Annotated in this window: 9 protein-coding genes, 1 tRNA gene, 2 rRNA genes and 2 pseudogenes; 4 read left to right on the top strand and 10 right to left on the bottom strand. The window is 59.3% G+C overall.

Going from position 1 to position 19,063, the window contains the following annotated elements; translation table 11 throughout:
- Window positions 1-30 precede the first annotated feature (30 nt).
- Window positions 31-1,851 (top strand): HAD-IIIC family phosphatase, encoded by a 1,821-nt coding sequence (locus PWP93_RS28310; protein ID WP_421046946.1) that lies wholly within the window; start codon window positions 31-33, stop codon window positions 1,849-1,851.
- A 183-nt stretch (window positions 1,852-2,034) separates the two neighbouring features.
- Here PWP93_RS28310 and PWP93_RS28305 read toward each other — a convergent pair.
- The 3 genes and pseudogenes from PWP93_RS28305 to PWP93_RS28295 form a co-directional block, all read right to left on the bottom strand.
- Window positions 2,035-3,113 (bottom strand): annotated as a pseudogene (locus PWP93_RS28305) (IS3 family transposase).
- Window positions 3,114-3,580: 467 nt separating this feature from the next.
- A 23S ribosomal RNA gene (locus tag PWP93_RS28300) occupies window positions 3,581-6,381 on the bottom strand.
- A 535-nt stretch (window positions 6,382-6,916) separates the two neighbouring features.
- Window positions 6,917-8,390 (bottom strand): 16S ribosomal RNA (locus PWP93_RS28295).
- The 16S and 23S rRNA genes sit together here, the layout of an rRNA operon.
- A gap of 477 nt (window positions 8,391-8,867) precedes the next feature.
- Here PWP93_RS28295 and PWP93_RS28290 point away from each other — a divergent pair.
- A tRNA-Met gene (locus tag PWP93_RS28290) sits at window positions 8,868-8,944 on the top strand.
- A gap of 749 nt (window positions 8,945-9,693) precedes the next feature.
- Window positions 9,694-9,897, top strand: coding sequence for a cold-shock protein (locus PWP93_RS28285; protein WP_133198258.1), 204 nt, complete (start codon window positions 9,694-9,696; stop codon window positions 9,895-9,897).
- Window positions 9,898-10,000: 103 nt separating this feature from the next.
- On the opposite strand, the gene rpoD is transcribed toward PWP93_RS28285, so the two are convergent.
- Window positions 10,001-11,989, bottom strand: coding sequence for an RNA polymerase sigma factor RpoD (gene rpoD, locus PWP93_RS28280; RefSeq protein WP_421046945.1), 1,989 nt, complete (start codon window positions 11,987-11,989; stop codon window positions 10,001-10,003).
- 678 nt (window positions 11,990-12,667) lie between these two features.
- On the opposite strand from rpoD, the pseudogene PWP93_RS28275 reads away from it, so the two are divergent.
- Window positions 12,668-12,987 (top strand): annotated as a pseudogene (locus PWP93_RS28275) (Rieske 2Fe-2S domain-containing protein); the annotation flags it as partial.
- 630 nt (window positions 12,988-13,617) lie between these two features.
- On the opposite strand, the gene PWP93_RS28270 reads toward PWP93_RS28275, so the two are convergent.
- The 6 genes from PWP93_RS28270 to PWP93_RS28245 all read right to left on the bottom strand — a co-directional run bounded on the left by PWP93_RS28270 (window position 13,618) and on the right by PWP93_RS28245 (window position 19,037).
- On the bottom strand, window positions 13,618-14,004 hold the full coding sequence (locus tag PWP93_RS28270) for a BON domain-containing protein (protein ID WP_421047020.1): 387 nt from the start codon (window positions 14,002-14,004) through the stop codon (window positions 13,618-13,620).
- Between the two features lie 28 nt (window positions 14,005-14,032).
- Window positions 14,033-15,187 carry a porin gene (locus tag PWP93_RS28265; protein ID WP_421046944.1) on the bottom strand — a complete coding sequence of 385 codons (1,155 nt, stop codon included), beginning with the start codon at window positions 15,185-15,187 and terminating at the stop codon, window positions 14,033-14,035.
- A gap of 114 nt (window positions 15,188-15,301) precedes the next feature.
- On the bottom strand, window positions 15,302-16,159 hold the full coding sequence (locus PWP93_RS28260) for an SDR family NAD(P)-dependent oxidoreductase (protein ID WP_421046943.1): 858 nt from the start codon (window positions 16,157-16,159) through the stop codon (window positions 15,302-15,304).
- Between the two features lie 13 nt (window positions 16,160-16,172).
- Window positions 16,173-17,477, bottom strand: coding sequence for an MFS transporter (locus tag PWP93_RS28255; RefSeq protein WP_421046942.1), 1,305 nt, complete (start codon window positions 17,475-17,477; stop codon window positions 16,173-16,175).
- A gap of 91 nt (window positions 17,478-17,568) precedes the next feature.
- Window positions 17,569-18,618 carry a 3-keto-5-aminohexanoate cleavage protein gene (locus PWP93_RS28250; protein ID WP_421046941.1) on the bottom strand — a complete coding sequence of 350 codons (1,050 nt, stop codon included), beginning with the start codon at window positions 18,616-18,618 and terminating at the stop codon, window positions 17,569-17,571.
- 23 nt (window positions 18,619-18,641) lie between these two features.
- Window positions 18,642-19,037, bottom strand: a complete 396-nt coding sequence (locus tag PWP93_RS28245; protein WP_421046940.1) for a carboxymuconolactone decarboxylase family protein — start codon at window positions 19,035-19,037, stop codon at window positions 18,642-18,644.
- Window positions 19,038-19,063: the final 26 nt, after the last annotated feature.

Raw genomic sequence — 19,063 nt, 5'->3', positions numbered from 1 at the left:
AATTGCGAAGTAGAATTTTCTGGGGCACACGTGTTCAAAAAATTTCTTGGAGTATCAATCATCCTCAAGCATTCGATCGTCGAATCAGCGCCGGCTACACAAGGACCCAGTGCCGCCACCCGGATGTCACTTCCTTTTTTCCCGACATCGCTCGACTCGAAGCCCTCCGTGCCGCTGCGTATCGCAGTGCTGGGAACATGTATTGCCGACGGCTTTGCCAAATGCAAGGACCTAGCCCGGGACAATTGCATCGTGGACCACTACCTGATGCAATCGCGGGCAATGGATCGTCCGCCGGCCGTCGACTGGAGTCTGTATGACGCGATCGTCGTTCACGTTACGCTTCGGCACGTCGTCTGGAGCGCATCTGACCATAGTCACGATTTCTTGCATACGCGTTCACTCACGGACTCGCAGTACCGTGACGCGCTGAACGCTACATCCGGACAAGTCAGGAACGTCATCAACAAGGTCGGGCAAGCTGTCGGATCGTCAAAGCCGGTCTTCTACCTCTCATTTTCCGAGCCTTCGAGCACGTATCAGGGTGTCCTGCTGAACAACCGTCGGAAGTCGCTCTATCACCTCGTTCGCACGTTGAACGACGAGATGGCGGCACTCCTCGAAACCGAGTCAAACTCGCACTACCTCGAGATCAACGATCTGATCAGATATCACGGCGACGAGTCAATCTCTGACGTCTACTTGCGTCATTTCACGCACGCCGGCTTTCTCGGCACGAACGACTCACAGAAGATTTTCAGGTCCATCCTGAGTCGTGTCGAGAACGCCATGCAGGTCCTCCGGGCGGAGACACCCGTGAAACTGATCATCACCGATCTCGACAACACGCTCTGGAAAGGTGTCCTGGCGGAGTTCGACTCCATCGTTTCACATCACCACATCGAAGGATGGCCGCTCGCTTACGTGGAAGGGCTGCTCGAATTCAAGCGACGCGGCGGTTTGCTGGCGATTGCCAGCAAGAACGATCACGACGCCACACTTGAGCGGTTCAGGAAGGTTTGGGGCACTCGCCTGAGCATCGAAGACTTCTGCTCAACCAGGATCAACTGGGAACACAAGTCGGAGAACATCCAGCAGATTCTCCAGGAGACTAATCTGCTTCCGGAGAATGTTCTGTTCATCGATGATAATCCGCGCGAGATCGAAGAAGTGACGCGCGTGTTCCCTGCCATGCGGACACTCTCGGGCGACCCGCTTCTGTGGCGCAACGTAATCATCTACTCGCCGCATACGCAGGTTCAGCGCATTTCCGACGAGTCGTCCAATCGTACGGAATTGACCCAGGCGAAGCAGAAGCGCGACCAACTAGCTACTGAAATGGATCGCGAAAGCTATCTCATGTCGTTGGAAATACGTATTTCGATCAACGCATCGACCAACGCGTCGGATGCAAAGTTCGCGCGCGCGTCGGAACTCATCAACAAGACGAACCAGTTCAATACGACTGGCAAGCGTTGGGCGACAGCCGACTTCGATGAACTGTTTGCGAACGGCGGCCAGATCATCACCCTTTCTGCTTCCGACCGATTCGGAGATAACGGGTTGGTCGCGGCCGCGATCGTGCAAGACAGAGAAATCGTTCAGGTCGTGATGTCGTGCCGGGTGTTCGGGTTTGGAATCGAGTCGGCCTTGCTAAAAGGCGTCATACAACGAATGTACGCGGACAGCGCTTCATCTCCCGTAGTCGGACGCTTCGTCGATACCGGGAAGAACAAGACCTGCGCATCGTTTTTCCGTGATCACGGTTTCACGCTATCCAATGGCGACGAACGTTGGGTCTCGGGTGACATGCCGGTTGTTCCGGCCTGGATCAACCGGCTCCCGGCCTAGTACTACAGCCGTAGATGCTAACTGACAGGCGGGGCAAAACCACGGCGTCGATAATGGGACTTTTGCGCGACGCGCTGCCCATGACCTGCCCCCTTCAATAGGGCCAATGGTCTTCTAGCAAAGTCCCTTTATGAACGGCCCGGTTTTCAGTGCGCCAAAGGCAATGTTAGTCTTCGGCGCTTGTTATCCGTCAGTTGCCTGCAGGCCCAACTGACGGACGCATTCGGCAGGCGGCACTTCACCGAGAGCCCCGTGAGTACCGACTCGCTGTATCTGACCCGCCATCGTTCAATTTGCCCCCGGCGTCGGCCAGCGATGTGAACCAGTGCACGTTCAGGCATTCATCGCGTAGCGTGCCGCTGAACGACCCACGAATGCGTTATCCGGTTGGCTTGCCGGGCCGGCTGAAGGCAATCTCGACCTTGTGATGAACACAGGTCCATCACCTGGGACGCACCTGAGCCGTTGTCACAAAACAGCGTGCGGGGCGCTCCGCGTTTGCCCTCAGCTCATCCAGTACACGCACGACATCTGGAAGCGCTCAGTCGCTGGCCAACATCGATGGCTAGTGCTTCGCGCGTAAAGACGTCGATGATGGTCAGCGCGCGGAACCTCTGGCCGTTCGAAAGCTGGTCGGCAACGAAGTCCGAGCCCACGCCTGGACGGCCGCCGTCGACTTTGCACGTGCCGGGCGGCTCATCTGTGCATCGTCGCTTATGATTTGGTCTGTAGCGCAGCGACAGCCCTTCCTCACGATATGACGGCAGGCTGTTGATCTCGCTACCTGATAGCCTTCCCGTAGCAGCAGCACACGGTCTTGCAACCATAGCGCACCCGCGTCGCCGCGATTTCACATGCGCTGCCGCAATGCAGTCTCTGGTCGCGGTGATTGCGATACTGGTACACCGAGCGCGATATGGCCACCAGGACGACAGGCACGCCGCCCTGCTACTCCATAGGCGATTCCCAGATAATCCACGACGTGGCGCCGCGGCGAGGACTTCACTCACTTTTTTCAGCGTCAGTCAGCATCGCCTGTCTCAACGTCAGCTCCGCGACCACCTTCTTCAGTTGGGCGTTCGTCTTGAAGCTGCTTGAGCTGTCGCACCTGGTCCGTCTGCAGAACCGGCATACACCTTTCTTCCAGCGATAGAAGGTTTGCCCGAAATGCCCACGTGACGAATCATCTCCGCTACCGGCATGCCTGCTTCTGGCCCGTTTCAACACCGCTACACCCGCTCGACACAGCGCTTGCGTTTCATCGTACGGCTCCTTCATACCAGTGTGTCCGCTGAAAACTCGCTTACATCATGGCACTGTTTACTGGGGGCCGTCTAAAAACGAACTTTACTAGACTCCGGATGGCCCTGTTTGCGGGGGCAGGTCAGCTCCGCTATTTTCCTACGCATCAGAATTCAGGAACTCGCGCGCCTATTCTGAGCCACCGGGGTTCTGGACATACTGCAAGGAGCCTGACGATTACCTACTTTCACACGGGCAATCCGCACTATCATCGGCGTGAGCGTTTCACGGTCCTGTTCGGGATGGAAGGGGTGGACCAGCTGCTATGGTCATCAGGCATGATGCCGGTTAAGGCCGCACGGGTTTGGGTCAACCTCGCGCCACAGCCAATCGGGAAGAAGCGTAAAGAGGTGCTGTTTCTTGGGGCTGTGTTGTTTCGGCACAACATCTTCAACCGTGCGTCTGTTCCTCAAGACACACCTGTTATAGGATCAAGCCTTACGGCAATTAGTATCAGTTAGCTTAACGCATTACTGCGCTTCCACACCTGACCCATCAACGTCCTGTCTCGAACGACCCTTCAAGGGGATCAAGCCCCGGGGAAGTCTCATCTTGAGGCGAGTTTCCCGCTTCGATGCTTTCAGCGGTTATCTCTTCCGAACATAGCTACCCGGCAAATGCTAATTGGCGTGACAACCGGTACACCAGAGGTCTGTCCACTCCGGTCCTCTCGTACCAGGAGCAGGCCCCCTCAAACCTTCCAGCGCCCACGGCAGATAGGGACCAAACTGTCTCATGACGTTTTAAACCCAGCTCACGTACCCTTTAAATGGCGAACAGCCATACCCTTGGGACCGCCAAGGCCCCAGGATGAGATGAGCCGACATCGAGTGCCAAACACCGCCGTCGATATGAACTCTGGGCGTATCAGCCTGTTATCCCCAGAGTACCTTTTATCCGCTGAGCGATGGCCCTTCCATACAGAACCACCGGATCACCAGCGACCGTTGCACCTGCTCGACTTGTCAGTCCTCGCAGTTTTACCGCTTATGCCATTGCACTATCAGCACGATTTCCGACCGTACCTAGCGTGTTCTCGTACCTCCGTTACACTTTGGGAGGAGACCCCAGTCAAACTGCCTACCATGCACTGTCCCCGGACCTGATCACGGGCCAAGGTTGTAGAACCTCAAACAGATCAGGTGGTATTTCAAGGACGGCCTTGCATGCAGACGGCGTCCACACTTCACAGCCTCCCACCCATCCTACACAAACCGGTTCAAAGTCCAATGCAAAGCTACAGTGAAGGTTCATGGGGTCTCTTCCGTTCAGTCAGCCGCGAGATTGCATCATCACAAACACTTCAACTTCGCTGAGTCTCGAGGAGACAGTGTATTTACCGTTACGCCATTCGTGCAGTGGCCGGAACTTACCTGACAAGGAATTTCACACCTTAGACCGTTATAGTTACGGCCGCTTGCTTCTACCGGGACTTCAATCAAGAGCTTGCACCCATCATTTAATCTTCCGGCACCAAGTATGTCACACTCTATACGTCCACTTTCGTGTTTGCAGAGTGCTGTGTTTATTAAATAGTCGTAGCCACCAGTTACGGTAACCTCTTCACCCTCGGAGCGCAGGCCTCGTTACCAGTGGCGCCCCATCCCCAGTTATGGCACCACTTGCCGAGTTCCTTCTCCCGAGTTCTCTGCTGCCTTATCATCATCTCGCCCACCTGTGTCGGGTTTGCGGTACGGTTAATGCTGAACTGAAGCCAGAGGCTTTTCCTGGAACCTTCCAGTTGCTTCGCTTCCGAAGAAGCTCGCGCCACACCCTTGAATTGCGCGCCCGACGGCCAGCGCCTTCTCCAATGCAGCGACCGGGACTTCCAACACCTGACAACCTTCCGCGATCCGGTCCCCCCATCGCATTCAACACTAGTGCAGGAATATTGACCTGCTTCCCATCAGCTACGCATTTCGCCTCGCCTTAGGGGCCGATCACCCTACGCCGATGAACGTTGTGCAGGAAACTTGGGCTTACGGGCGAGGGGCCTTTTCACTCCCTTTATCGCTACTCGCGTCAGCATTCGCACCCTCCGATACCTCCAGCACACCTCCGCACCTTCGCAGTGCAATACGAACAGCCTACCATGCACATAAATGTGCATCCGTGCGCTTCGGTATATGGCTTAGCCCTGTTGTCATCTTCCGCGCAGGACGACTCGATCAGTGAGCTATTACGCTTTCTTTAAAGGGTGGCTGCTTCTAAGCCAACCTCCTGACTGTTTTAGCCTTCCCACTTCGCTTCCACTTTACATTTGGGACCTTAGCTGGCGGTTCAAGCAGCTTCCTCTTGACACCGGACGTTAGCACCCGATGTCTGTCTCCCGTGATTGCACTCTTCGGTATTCGAGTTTGCTATGGCGACGTAACTGCAATGGACCCATCAACCATGACAGTGCTCTACCCCAAGGTGATACACGAGGCACTACCTAAATAGTTTTCGGAGAGAACCAGCGGCTTCTGAAGTTTGTTTAGCTCTTCACCCTATCCACAGCTCATCCCCTAACTTTTCACCAGTGGGTTCGGTCCTCCAGCACGTGTTACCGTGCCTTCAACCTGGCCATGGATAGATCACCGTTTCGGGTCTACACCCAGCGACTGACGCCCTGTTCGGATCGCCGCCGCCTGCCCTATTCGGTTGTTTTGCCACTGAATGTAAGTCGCTGATCCGGCCATATGCAAAGGTACGCCGTCACCGCGAGGCTCCGACTGTCAGGCGATGCGGTTTCAGGATCTGTTCTGCATCTCCCTCCCGGGGTTCTTTTCGCCTTCACGGTAAATGGTCTTACTAACGGTCGATCACGAGCATTTAGCCTTGAGGATGGTCCCCCCCATCTTCAGACAGGATTTGACGTGTCCAGTCCACTTGTCGGTCCCCGTCCTTCCGTTCCGTTTTCGTCTACAGGGCTATCACCTGCCATGGCCACGCTTCCAAGGAGAGCCGTTCGACTGGCCGTACAGATAAAGAATGCAGGCTGATCCCATTTCGCTCGCCAGCCTACCTGGGAACTTCGGTTGATTCTTCCGCGGCTACTTAGATGTTTCAGTTCGCCGCGTTCGCTTCACGTGACCCATGTATTCAATGTACGATGTCCATCTGGAGGCTTCATTCACATCCCCGGATCGTGTCGTTTGCCAGCTCCCGGGGCTTTTCGCAGGCTACCGCGTCCTTCATCGCCTGTGATCGCCAAGGCATCCACCACATGCACTTGTTCGCTTGACCCTATAACGGGTGCCCGCCGCGGCTTCCTGCCCGACCCACTACAGGCCGAGTTTTCGCGCGTTGTGCCAGACCTGCCCTCTTCGAGGAACTTAAAAATACATCGATACAATCACAACCCTGATTCACCTACCCACACCCATCTCTAAGTGCGTGTTTCAGATAAATCTCTTACTACTTCTTCCTGATTGTTAAAGAACACGATATTACACCGCTCTGACTGGCTCAATCGCCACGCAAAAGGCTCCGCTGAACTTCAGCAGAACGCTGTGCATTAGGATTGGTGGAGGATGACGGGATCGAACCGACGACCCCCTGCTTGCAAAGCAGGTGCTCTCCCAGCTCGAGCTAATCCCCAGTCACATACCAAGGGATTGCCTGGCCTTCGGCAGACAAAGGGTGGGTCTGATGATTCGAACCATCGACCCCCGCCTTATCAAGACGACGGTGTCAACCGACTGAGCTACAGACCCCTGAGTCTGGTTCTTTCGCAGCCGACAAGTGTGAGCGCTTCAATGTGCTTCAAATGAGCTCCTGGAAAGGAGGTGATCCAGCCGCACCTTCCGATACGGCTACCTTGTTACGGATTGCCCAGTCATGAATCCCGCCGTGGTACCGTCCTCCTTGTGGTTAGACTAGCCACTTCGGCAACCCACTCCCATGGTGTGACGGGCGGTGTGTGCTAAGATCTGAACGACGCACCGCGAAGATGTTGATCCGCGATTACTAGCGATTCCAGCTTCACGCAGTCGAGTTGCAGACTGCGATCCGGACTACGATCGGTTTTCTGGGATTGGCTCCACCTCGCGGCTTGGCAACCCTCTGTTCCGACCATTGTATGACGTGTGAAGCCCTACCCATAAGGGCCACAGGACTGACGTCATCCCCACCTCTTCCTCCGGTTTGTCACCGCAGTCTCCCGGAGGCTCTTGCGTAGGTCTCGGGGGAGTCAGGCTGCGCTCGTTGCGGACTTAACCCACCATCTCACGACATGAGCTGACGACAGCCATGCAGCACCTGTGACGGCTCTTCGGGCACTCCCGGCTCACCAGATTCCGTCCATGTCAAGGGTAGTAAGGTTTTTTCGCGCGACTCGAATTAATCCACATCATCCACCGCTTGTGCGGGTCCCGTCAACGCCAGCTTTAACCTTGCGACTCGTATTCCCTGTGCGGTCAACTTCACGCGTTAGCTACGTTACTATGGGCCATCGGCGCCCGACAACCGCTGACATCGTTTAGGGCGCACTACCAGGTGGTATCTAATCCCGTTTGCTCCCCACGCTTTCGTGCATGAGCGTCAGTATTGGCCCGGTACGCTTTCGCCATCGGTATTCACATCTCTACGCATTTCACTGCTACATCGGAATCTCTACCCCTGCCATCAGCCTGCAGGTCACCAATGCAGCCCCGGTGTTAAGCCCGGGGATTTGGCGACGACCTTAAACCGTCGCAACGCTTTACGCCCAGTAATTCCGGATTAACGCTTGCACCTCGGCTATTGTCGCGGCTGCTGGCACGTAGCTGGGGCCAGCTGGTTCTTCCGGTACCGTCATCCCCCGGGGTATTAACCCAGAGGTTTTCTTCCGGACAAGTGCTTTATAAACCTGCTGAAGGCCTTCTTCACACGTGGCATTGCTGGATCAGGCTCTGCGCCCATTGTCCAAAATTTCACTGCTGCCTCCTGCAGGAGTCTGGGCCGTGTCTCAGTCCCAGGTGTGGCTGGTCGTCCTTCAGACCAGCTACAGATCGTCGGCTTGGTGCAGGCCTTTACCCCACCAACTACCTAATCTGCCATCGGTCATCCCAATAGCGCGAGGTCTTGCGATCCCCGCTTTCATCCACAGATCAAGGTATTATCCGGCTTTCGCCGGGCCATCCCCCACTACTGGACATGTTCTGACACACTCACCCGTTCGCCACTCGCCACCAGGCAAGCACCGTGCTGCCCGACTTGCATGTAAGGCATGCCGCCAGCGTTCAATCTGGAGCCAGGATCAAACTCTTCAGTTCAATACCTGTTACTGTTTTCTGTCCCTCCGAGACAGGTCGTCACTTAAAGCTGACAGGTTCTACCAAATTCAAGAAAATCCCGACTTACTTTTTTGTGTGAGACTTTGATACTTTCGCTAATTCCCGGTCACCCCCGAAAGAGTCACCAGGTCACGAAACCCATCAAGCGCCCACACTTATCGGCTGTAAATTTTTAAAGAGCAATCGCTCAAAAACAGCGCTTAAATCAGCTATTTTCTCGCGCCCCGCATCAGAAGGGAGGCGAATTATGAAGGCCAATGAACCTCTCGTCAAGAGAATCTCGAATATTTATTTTTGAGGTCCCGACGCGGAATGTGAAGATACGTTGCCGCCTCTCGCGATCTGACACGCATGTCTTCGCCTGAACGTGGAGCGGTGCATATGGCTTGCGGGATTTTTGTGAGTCCGAAAGCAAAACATGTTGACCAGAACCAACGACCTCAGTAGACTTCGCGCCGCGGGGTGGAGCAGTCTGGCAGCTCGTCGGGCTCATAACCCGAAGGTCATAGGTTCAAATCCTATCCCCGCAACCAACATCGAAGCCCGCTCGGCGTCAGCAAGCGGGCTTTTTGTTTTTGCTTCTTTTTGGCGCGGTCTATGGCTCGCGAGCGTGGATGCGCGAGCTTGGCCGCCGCACGTCGCCCGCAAAGGCGGCAGCAAGCCGCGAGAACGGTCGCAAGGGGGGCGCCCCCGAAAGACACCGGCAACGGGATCCACCGATAAACCGGTGTCGATACGCCGCGCCCGCGCCGCAACCGCCTGAATGACAGCCCCCCCTACTGGCCGCCTGAGCATCCCCATCGACCGGCAGAAATGCGGTCAGCCCTGAACCGCTATTGGCTTGCCCCCATTGGCCCCCGGTCGGGCACGCTTCACGTTCATATGCAACTTGCGACGCCCGCACCTGTTCCCGTGATGGTGCTCATGCGCACGATCGCGGACGGGCTCGGGGGTCGTACGGCCGTTCGGCGCCAGCCGCGCAACGGCCGCGCTCTCCGCCAGATTTTGGGCATATGACCGGCCAGCTACGCACCGCACGCCCTCCGGAATCGCAGATCGCCGACGCGCAGATTTCGGACGGGTGGCGCAGGGGTTCACGCTGCGGGCCGTGCGTGCTGCATGCGCACGGCATCAAGGTGCCGGCTGGCCTACGGGTTCCCCAGTGCCGCTCGAAAACCTCGATAGTCGGCAATCGCCCACCTGTGCTACAAGATAACCGCACCGCTGGCGCAGGCCCGTGGCCTCCTCCTCTACAACCCGTCTTCACAGGAACATTCAGAACATGGCAACCGGTACCGTCAAGTGGTTTAACGATTCGAAGGGTTTTGGCTTCATCACGCCAGACGATGGCGGCGAAGACCTGTTCGCACACTTCTCCGAGGTTCAGGGAGCTGGCTTCAAATCCCTTCAGGAAGGCCAGAAGGTGAGTTTTGAAGTCAAGCAGGGCCCCAAGGGGAAACAGGCAGCGAACATCACGCCGTTGTAAGTTTCCCGGGCAACGTACGCGTCCTGCGGGGCAGCGATCAGGTCGACGCAGGATCGCTGCCGCCCGGAGCCGGGCGTCGACAGGGGGCGTGCTCCGCTTTTGCTCAGCGCTCGACAAACGGCCTCAACCTGTCAGCGCGAATGGGCTCCCTCAGCGTGCGCATCGCCTTGATCTCAATCTGGCGGATTCGCTCACGGGTCACGCCAAACTGCTCGCCGACCTCTCCAAGCGTGTGTTCCGAGGTCGTATCGAGCCCGAATCGCAACCGCAGGACCTTGGCCTCGCGTGGTGACAGCCCGTTGAGCGCCTCATCGATTGCGACACGCATGTTCGCGTGAATTGCGGCCTCAGCCGGTGAACTTGCGGAGACATCCTCGATCAGGTCACCGAGCGTCGCGTCGGCATCATCACCCACCGGCGTCTCGAGCGACACGGGTTGCTTCGCAATTCTGATAATACTGCGTACCTTTTCCTCGGACATCCCCAACCGTTCGGCGAGAACGGCGGGATGCGCCTCCTGTCCCGTCTGCTGCAGGATTTCGCGCGAAATCCGGTTCAGCCGGTTGATCGTTTCGATCAGGTGCACGGGCACACGAATGGTCCTGGCCTGGTCGGCAAGGCCACGCGTGACAGCCTGCCGGACCCACCAGGTGGCGTACGTCGAAAACTTCCAGCCGCGCCGGTATTCGAACTTGTCCACCGCCTTCATCAGGCCGATATTGCCTTCCTGAATCAGATCCAGGAACGGCATGCCGCGGTTCATGTATTTCTTGGCAATTGAGATGACAAGACGAAGATTGGCTTCGATCAGCTCCCGCTTGGCCTGCCGCATTTTCAACTCGGCGGTACTCATCCTGCGGTTGATCTCCTTGAGCTGCCGCAGCGGCAGTGAGACCTTGGCCTCGATGTCAGTGAGTTTCAGCTGCGCGGCCTGAATGGCCGCCAGATGTCGCTCAAGCGCCGCACCAAACTGCCGCGAAGTGGCCGCCATGCGGCGGGTCCATTCAAGGTCGGTCTCGTGGCCCGGGAACGACTCCACAAACGACTCGCGTGGCATGCCGCAACGGTCGACGACGATCTGCAGGATGCTGCGCTCGATCGCACGAACTTCCGTAATCTGTTCGTGCACACTGGCGCACAGGCGATCAATGGTTCTGCCCGTAAAGCGGATTGGCGCCAGTTCGCGCTGGATCTCCAACTGCACTCGCGCAACGGCTGCCGAACGGGCCGCGCCAGTAGCCGGTACACCCGGCAACTGCTCGAGCAGTGCGCGCACACGTGCGAAAACCGCAAGGCCGTCGTTCGTGAGTTGCTCGAGGCGGGCAGCATTCGCTGCCTCCGGATCCCCGACGTCCGACTCAACATCGCCACCGTCCGGGTCATCGCCGCAGCCGGAGGCTTCCACCTCATCTCCTTCGGAGTCGTGCGTCATTGCACTTTCGTTCACTCCGTCGTTGATGCCATCGACCAGTTCGTCGATACGCAGTTCGCCGGCAACGATGCGGTCCACCTCGGCAAGAATGGCGCCCACAACCGACGGACATGCGGCGATCGTCTGAATCATCTCCTGCAGGCCGTTCTCAATGCGTTTCGCGATCTCGATTTCGCCAGCGCGGGTCAGCAGTTCTCTGCCCCCCATCTCACGCATGTACATCCGGACCGGATCCGTCGTGCGGCCGAATTCGGAATCGACGGTCGACAGTGCAGCTTGCGCTTCCTCGTCCGCCTGATCGTCGGATGCCACGGCGGGCGCGGCGCCGCTTAACAGGAGCGTCGCCGCGTCTGGCGCCTGCTCGTACACGGCCACCCCCATGTCGCTGAACGTGCTGACGATCGCCTCCATCGCAGCCGTTTGCGTAACGTTGTCTGAGAGGTGATCGTTGATGTCCACGTGCGTGAGATAGCCGCGCTCACGGCCAAGCGCAATCAGCGCGCGCATCTGGCGTTGACGCTCCTCGTCCTGTCGGGCCATCGACTCGATGTCCAGCGGCGTTTCGACCGCCCGGGCCTTTCCCTTTGGCGCGCGGCGGCCGGACTTTGATGCAACCGCAATCACGCGGGATGCTGAATCCACGCAAACGGGATTTGCCACTACATTCTCCTCGACAGGTTGGCCGACGAACGTTGCAGGCCGGCAGATCGGGTTGATCTGTCGGGGTGCGAACGGAATCGTGGAATGACGCACGACAATCGAGGCGGGAACGCCTCCGACGGAATTGATGCGCGCAGATTGGGGAATCCTAAATACTACCAGACAAAATTGTGCGCCGCAATATATTACCAATACGGCTTGATCACATCGCGGGATAGCAGATAAAACGGGGATGTGACGCAGGGCCACCAACCAGCGCACGGCGCCACACCCCGGCCCCGGCCAGCGGTATGTGACCGTCCTGGGCAGCGGGAACCCGGCGGCGGGACGCTCCAGGGGCGTCTGCTTGACTTGGGTAATGCTGGCAAGGACGCCCCCTCGCCTGCTACCGAAGCGGCAGCGTTCCGTGCCCCATATTCGGTACCTGGCCCGCATCTCCTCCACGACGGACTGAAGCTCTGCGCGCCGGGCGAGTTCCACCTACTTCTACGGGAAAGGGCCCCGAGGCGGGAACTTCCGCGCTGTGCTGCACGTCACGCAGGACATCTGTGCCGGGAGCTTCGCTTCATCCCGACTTCGCGTACACTGCGCAAGATCCCCGGTCGCTCATGCTTGCGCTGGTGGCGATGGTCGAAGCTCCAGTTATGCAAGGAGGCGTCAAGCATGCAGGCAATGCCTATGCTCGAGAGCAGCGCCATCGACCCACTCGCAAGCGCGCCCGGGCGTGACCTGCGCCGTGCACCCATCCATCCCGATCACTGGTATCCGCTGGCCTGGTCGAACGAGGTTAAGCGCGGCAAAGCCGTCGGAGTGCACTTCGCCGGCAATCCGATCGTGCTGGTGCGTACCGGGTCCGGTACATATTCGCACTGGAAGATCGTTGCGCACACCGACAGGTGCCGCTGCACGCGGGCGTGGTGGAAGGCGAGTCCATCCGCTGCGGCTATCACGGCTGGGCTTATGACTGCACCGGCCACTGCATCGATGTGCCATACCTTCGGGCGTGAGCGCCCTGAGTCTAGCCGTCGAGGTTGAACTGTTTCATCAACTGACGAACGCCTACGGACCGCGTATTGCCCAGGTCGATACTTACTTCTCGCCGTGAGGCTCAAGGACGGGCTTGAGCGGTCAGCCGCTTCATCACTTCGGTCAGCAACACACGCCGGAACACGGGCCACGCATTCGGCATCCTGAATAATCTAACCATCGTCCGGATTGCTCCACGCGGCTCCTTGCCTTTGCCCTGAGGCGGCCACAAGACGTTTGCCGCAGCGCGTGCGTCCGGTCCGTCGGACGCCGTAAGTACCGACGGACGAGCGCATCGCCGTTGCGATAATAATTGTGCATCGTGCGCCAACAGCAAAACTGGGCCCGTCAATCAGCGCCGTCGCGCTGCTGTCTGTCAACTGCCTGTTCGAGGCAACGCCGACAGCCCGCTTGCTTACTGACAGCCGGACGTCGAACTGCCGGTATCGGCCAACAACGGCCAAACATGTGCCTGACTAGTGGCGGTTATCGAACTCGCTACAGTCGTCGAGCCTGCGAAGATCGGGAGTTGATTACATCCGGCGCGGCGCCTTATCCAGAATCCTGACGACGCAGCCGTGCCGGAAGCCGTAACCCACCCCTTACTGGCCACCAAACGGCTTCTTGACGGTCAGCCTGTTGGACACGGACATCACGCCGGGGACGCCGCGGGCGATCTCGGCGACTCTGTCGATCTGTGCGGCGTCGATGACCGAGCCGTCGAGCGTCACGGCGCCGCTTTTCGCGACCACACTGATATTGCCCGCATTGATCTCCTTGTGCGCGACGATGGCGGCGTAGACCTTCCTGCGCAGCGCACGGTTGGCCTTGCGGATTTCCGCGGCTGTTATGGTGCCCGAGGCGGCGGCAGCGCTCGAGGTTTCGACTGTATTCGATGCGGCGCTCGCTTCCGGCTGGGCCGAGGCCTGCACGGATGCGATCGCGATCCACGCCGCGCAGGCGAGCCAGAATGCCGTTATTGTCTTCATGAAATGCTCCACTTTTTGTTTGACTGGATCAGAAGCTGTGACGGATGCCGACCATCGCCGCCGTGCTCGAGCGACCTTCCGGAACGGGTGCGCCATAGGTGATCGTCTGGCTCATGTTGCCGTGGTTGTCGACGTAACCCACCTGCGCGTAGGTAAGCGTGCGCTTCGTGAGGTTGTACTCGGCACTCAGTGCGTATTCCGCAGAGTGGTTGGCCCCGACGTTGCGGTCATGCAGGTAATAAAAACCGGAGGTGACCTTGAAAGATGGGCTGAACTTGTAGCCGAGCCCGCCGGAGAACATCTCCAGAGTGAACCCTTTCGGACCGCCGGCGTTGGCGGGATTGCGTGCCCGGCTGTACGAGGACGAGACGGAGAAGTCGTGGAACGTGTACTGCGCGCCCAGGAAGTAGAACTGGTTGTTGTTCAGTCCGGTTGACGGTGTCGTGACAATGGTCGAGAGGCCCGTCTGCGTGAACGGGTTGGTGTCATGCCCGTTGTAGTACACCGCTGCGACGCTCAGGCCATAGTTCGAATACTGAAGCACCGCCGACTCGCGCGTGCCGCCCTGGAACTGTCCGGGGGAGCCGCCCGGCGCGTACTCGAGCGCAACCGATGCGCCGTAGAACTTCGGTGACCGGTAGACGATCGCATTGTCGTCATAGAGCGCGCCCACAGGACCGTTCGTGCTGAGCCCCTGCCAGCCCGCTGCCTGGTTCAGGCCGAGCCACCCAGTGAGGATGGAGCCAAAATACTGGGCGCTGCGAACGTCAGTTTCAGCCATCGCGTAGATCATCGGCACGATCTGGCGGCCCGCATCGATTGTGCCGAACGGGCCTGACACGCCAATCGTCGTTTGCTGGTTGAAGACGGCGGTGGCCCCTGGGGCGTCGGCGAGCCCCGTTCTGCCGTTGCTGCTGTTGAATGCGCCTTGCAGCTTGAAGTTGACCTTGTAGCCGCCGCCGATGTCCTCCGAACCCTTCAAACCCCAGATACTCGAATAGATGCCACCGTCCTTGAGCTGGAAGACGTGACCAAGATTCACTTTCGACTGGAAGTTCGCCGCGTTTGCGCTCTGATAGAGCAAACCGGAATCAATCACCCCATACAGCGTGATCGACGATTGCGCGTTTGCCGCACCAGCGAACGCGATAAGCGCAGCAGCGCTCCCCCATCTCAATTTCATTTCGTCTCCAATCATATTTGTGATTGCCGGACGGATCCGGCTGGTACTTCGAGTAATGAAAATGGGTTCGCCTGATTCTCCGGGAATCAGGTGAACAGGCTGTCCTGGTCAGACTCAGACCACGGCGCCGCCGTTGGGACTGACGACCTGTCCAACGAGGTAGTGGTCGCTAGCCAGGTAAACGACCGTGGACGCATATTCCTCGGGGGCACCAAGACGGCCGGAAGGAACCATCTGCCAGAGCCGGTTGCGGGCTTCTTCGCCGGCCGACGCGAGATACGCATTGAACTCGGGCGTGGCGACCCCGCCGGGCGCCAGTACGTTGACGTAGACGTTGGCCCCCGCCACCTCGGCTGCCACTGACTTGCTGAAGGCGATAACGGCCCCCTTGGTCGCGCTGTAGTGCGGACTGTGCGCACTCATCGAACTGATGCCGGCGATGGACGCGACGTTGATGATGCGCCCGTAGCGCTGTGGCTCCATCAGCCTGAGCGCCTCCCGTGTGCAATAGAACAGACCGTGGACGTTCACACCCCAGTAGCGATGCCAGTCCTCGTCGCTCATGCAGCTCGTAAAACCGAGCGACTGTCTGGGCACGGGCGTCGTGAGATAGGCGTAGTGCCGGTTGCGCCGCTCGGTGTCTTCGGGTCTGTTCGGGGTCAGCGCCGCATTGTTCACGAGGATGTGAAGCGTGCCGAAATGCCCAGCCACCTGCGAGAACATGTCCGTCACGTCAGAACTGGACGAGACGTCACAGCGGATTGCCAGACATTGCGCGCCCTGTTCAACGACGCTGGCGCGTGTCGCCTCCAGGGCTGCGGAGTCGACGTCGCAGATCGCAACGTCGGCGCCGGCCCGCGCCAGCGCGACTGCACACGCACGGCCAAGACCGGGCCCAACGCCCGTTACCAGCGCCACGCGATTCTCCAGGTGGCGCGTTCCCGGACGGATCCGCTCGATGGTGCTATTCATGATCAGCATTCCCTCAGTTTTGAGGTTGTTGCCACGGCGAAGCGGCAGATGCCTTCTCCGGCTGTGCGTCGCCATTTGACGACCCCGGGCGGGAGCGTGCAGCGAGTGCGAGGAAGCACGGCAGCGACGCGATGGCGAGCAGATCGGTCCCGAGCAGAACCCACGTCAGTGGCGCATGAACGCCGGTGTTTGCCAGCCGGTCGCTCAACGCACCGGCGACGAAGTTCCCGAGCGCTATCGCGAAGAGATTGATGAGTGTCATCGTCAACCCCGTGATCGTCGAGCGCATCCGTGCCGGCACGTGGCCCTGGATGACGGCAATGGCGGGCCCGTACAGCGCGAGCGGCAGGAAGGCACCCGCGCACATGCCGGCGTAGAACAGCAGCGAGCCGGCGGGCGCGAAGCGGTAGGCGATCATCAGTGGTCCACACACGGCGACGAGCAACGCCATGAAGCCCGCGTGCCCGCCCGAGAAGCGCCGCGCGAAACGGTCGCCGGCCGCGCCGCCGACGACGGAACCGAGTGTGCCGAAGACGATCTGCACACCGCCGATGACGCGCGTGATTTCTGCCGGATTGATCCCGCGTTCGCGTACCAGCCACAGCTGGGCAAACGAGAGGCCCACAAAGGCCAGATGTGCGAGGACGAACCCGGGAATCGCCAGTTGCAGCGCGCGGCTGGCGCGGACCACGCCCAGGACTTCGCGCAGTTGCAAGGCGAATGGTTCGCCGCGCGCAGCGTCGGCGTGTTGTTCTCGTTCGTCCTTGAGGAACACAAGCCCCACAGCCATCACCGCGCCAATCACGCCGAGGGCATGGAATGTCGTACGCCACCCGTAAGTCGCGCCGAACGTTCCGGCCAGCAGGAAGCTGATACCGACGCCGAGTGGAATGCCGACGAAGAACAGTCCGAGCGCCGTGCCGCGGCGCCGCGCCGAAAAGACTTCGGCAAGGATGCCGACCGCAGCCGGCACGAGCGAGGCTTCGCCGGTCGCCACGAGCAGGCGGGCTGCCACCAGTTGCCCGAAACTGTGAACCGAACCGGACGCCGCCGTGCACACGCTCCAGACGAGAAGCCCGGCTGCGATGACGCGCGTGCGGCTGAAGCGGTCTGCAAAAGTCCCTGTGACAACGGCCATCACGGCGTAGCTGAGGACCCACACCGCCCCCACAAGCAGTCCATATTGCGCGTTGCTGAGTCCCAGTTCGGCGGTCAGCGTCGACGAGAAACCCAGCAGGATGTTGCGGTCGATATGCGCGAGGATATGCGTGAGCAGCAGCGTCGCCAGTATCGCGCAGGGGTACTTCTTCAAGGCCATCGATTTCTCCACGAATCCGCACCGCTCAAGCGATGTCTGGTTATCTCCATCCGCAAGGGGCCACCACAGCGGTGCGGGTCTCCCCCGTCACTCAGGCCGCCACGCGGAATCCGCGCTGTCCGGGCTGCCGGTTAGGCGCAAGTCCAAGCGCCCCCAAGGTCTCGTCGACACGGGTGTAGTGCTCACCGATGCGGTAGATGCGACGCGCGTCCTTGCCCGTCGCCACATCACGGTGCAGTTCGCGGGCAATGCGAACCATCTGTTCGACCTGCTGCACCGACGTCATGCGCTCGCCGGGCCTGCCCCAGAGGTTGTCCTCGATGCCGACGCGCACATGCAGACCCATCGCGATGGCCATCGTGTTGAGCGGCAGCACATGTCGCATCAAGCTTTCGACGGTCAGCACGGCGTTCTGGGGGCATCGATTGATGAACTCCATCAGGTTGCGCGGATTGGGGCCGTCGGCACCGCCGCCGATGGCAACCCAGTTCAGCACGAGCGGACCCGTGTAGTGGCCGCGACGGATCAGTCGCTCGACGCTCTCCAGTTGACCGACGTCGCCGAGCATGAAGTGCGGCTGGATGCCAGCGGCCTGCAGGCGCTTCAGGTGCTCCTCGACGAAACCTGGACCCGACGGAATCCACATTTCCTTGTAGGCCTGGAAATACGCCGGATGGCCGAGTGACGTGTCGCCGCAGTCCTCGGGCGTGAGCAACTCGGTGACGTTCATCTGGTTGGTGTTGATGGCGATGGTCACCTGATCGGGCGCGGGCGTGAGATTCGCGAGCATGTGGCGCGTGTCGTCGTTGAGCCACTTTGCTGCCTCGCCTTCGCCCTCTGGTGCAAACGAGATCGAACCACCCACCTGCAGCACCATGTCGGGCACTGCATCGCGCAGGCGTGCGAGCATCTCATTGAACTTCGACAGGCGCTTGGAGCCTTTACCGTCTTCCTCACGCACATGCACGTGGAGGACGGTTGCGCCTGCGTTGTAGCAGTCAACTGCCTTCTGGATCTGCGCGTCCATGGTGAGCGCGATGTCGTCGGAGTCGGTGGGCAGGAACTGCGGGCCATAGGGCGCGACCTGGATGACGAGCTTCTCCTGGTTCTCCGGCAGCAGTGAATCATCGAGAAATTGCATGGTTCGTGTCCTTTCAGAATGGGTTACTTGTGTGAAGCTTCAACGCGGGTTGCATGTGCCGCTGTCTCTTCGAGGAGGATCGGCGCCGCTACGCTCATCGAGTGGATACCGAGTACGGATACACATTGCAGGACCGCAGTGATCTCTTCTTTCGTTGCCCCCAGTTCAAGTGCCTTGCGGATATGGCGCCGCACGCCGGGGGCGTACAGGTGCGTGCACGAGGCGTCGACGGCAATCGCGATGAACTCGATCGTCTTTGCGTCGAGGAAGCCGGACGTCATGGGCGCCGTTCCCATCGCCATGAACTTTTCAGTCCAGGCGGGATCGAGTTCCGCGAACGGCTCCCAGTTCGGGTTCCAGTTGCCGCTCGCGCGCAACGCATCGCAGAGCGGGGTTGCCGTGGCGTCGGTAGCATTCATCAGAGGACTTCCTTCATGTTCGGTGT

It is taken from the genome of Paraburkholderia sp. A1RI-2L, from assembly GCF_048957375.1.
In the GTDB taxonomy this organism is placed as follows: domain Bacteria; phylum Pseudomonadota; class Gammaproteobacteria; order Burkholderiales; family Burkholderiaceae; genus Paraburkholderia.
This window is presented reverse-complemented; position numbering and strand designations above follow the sequence as displayed.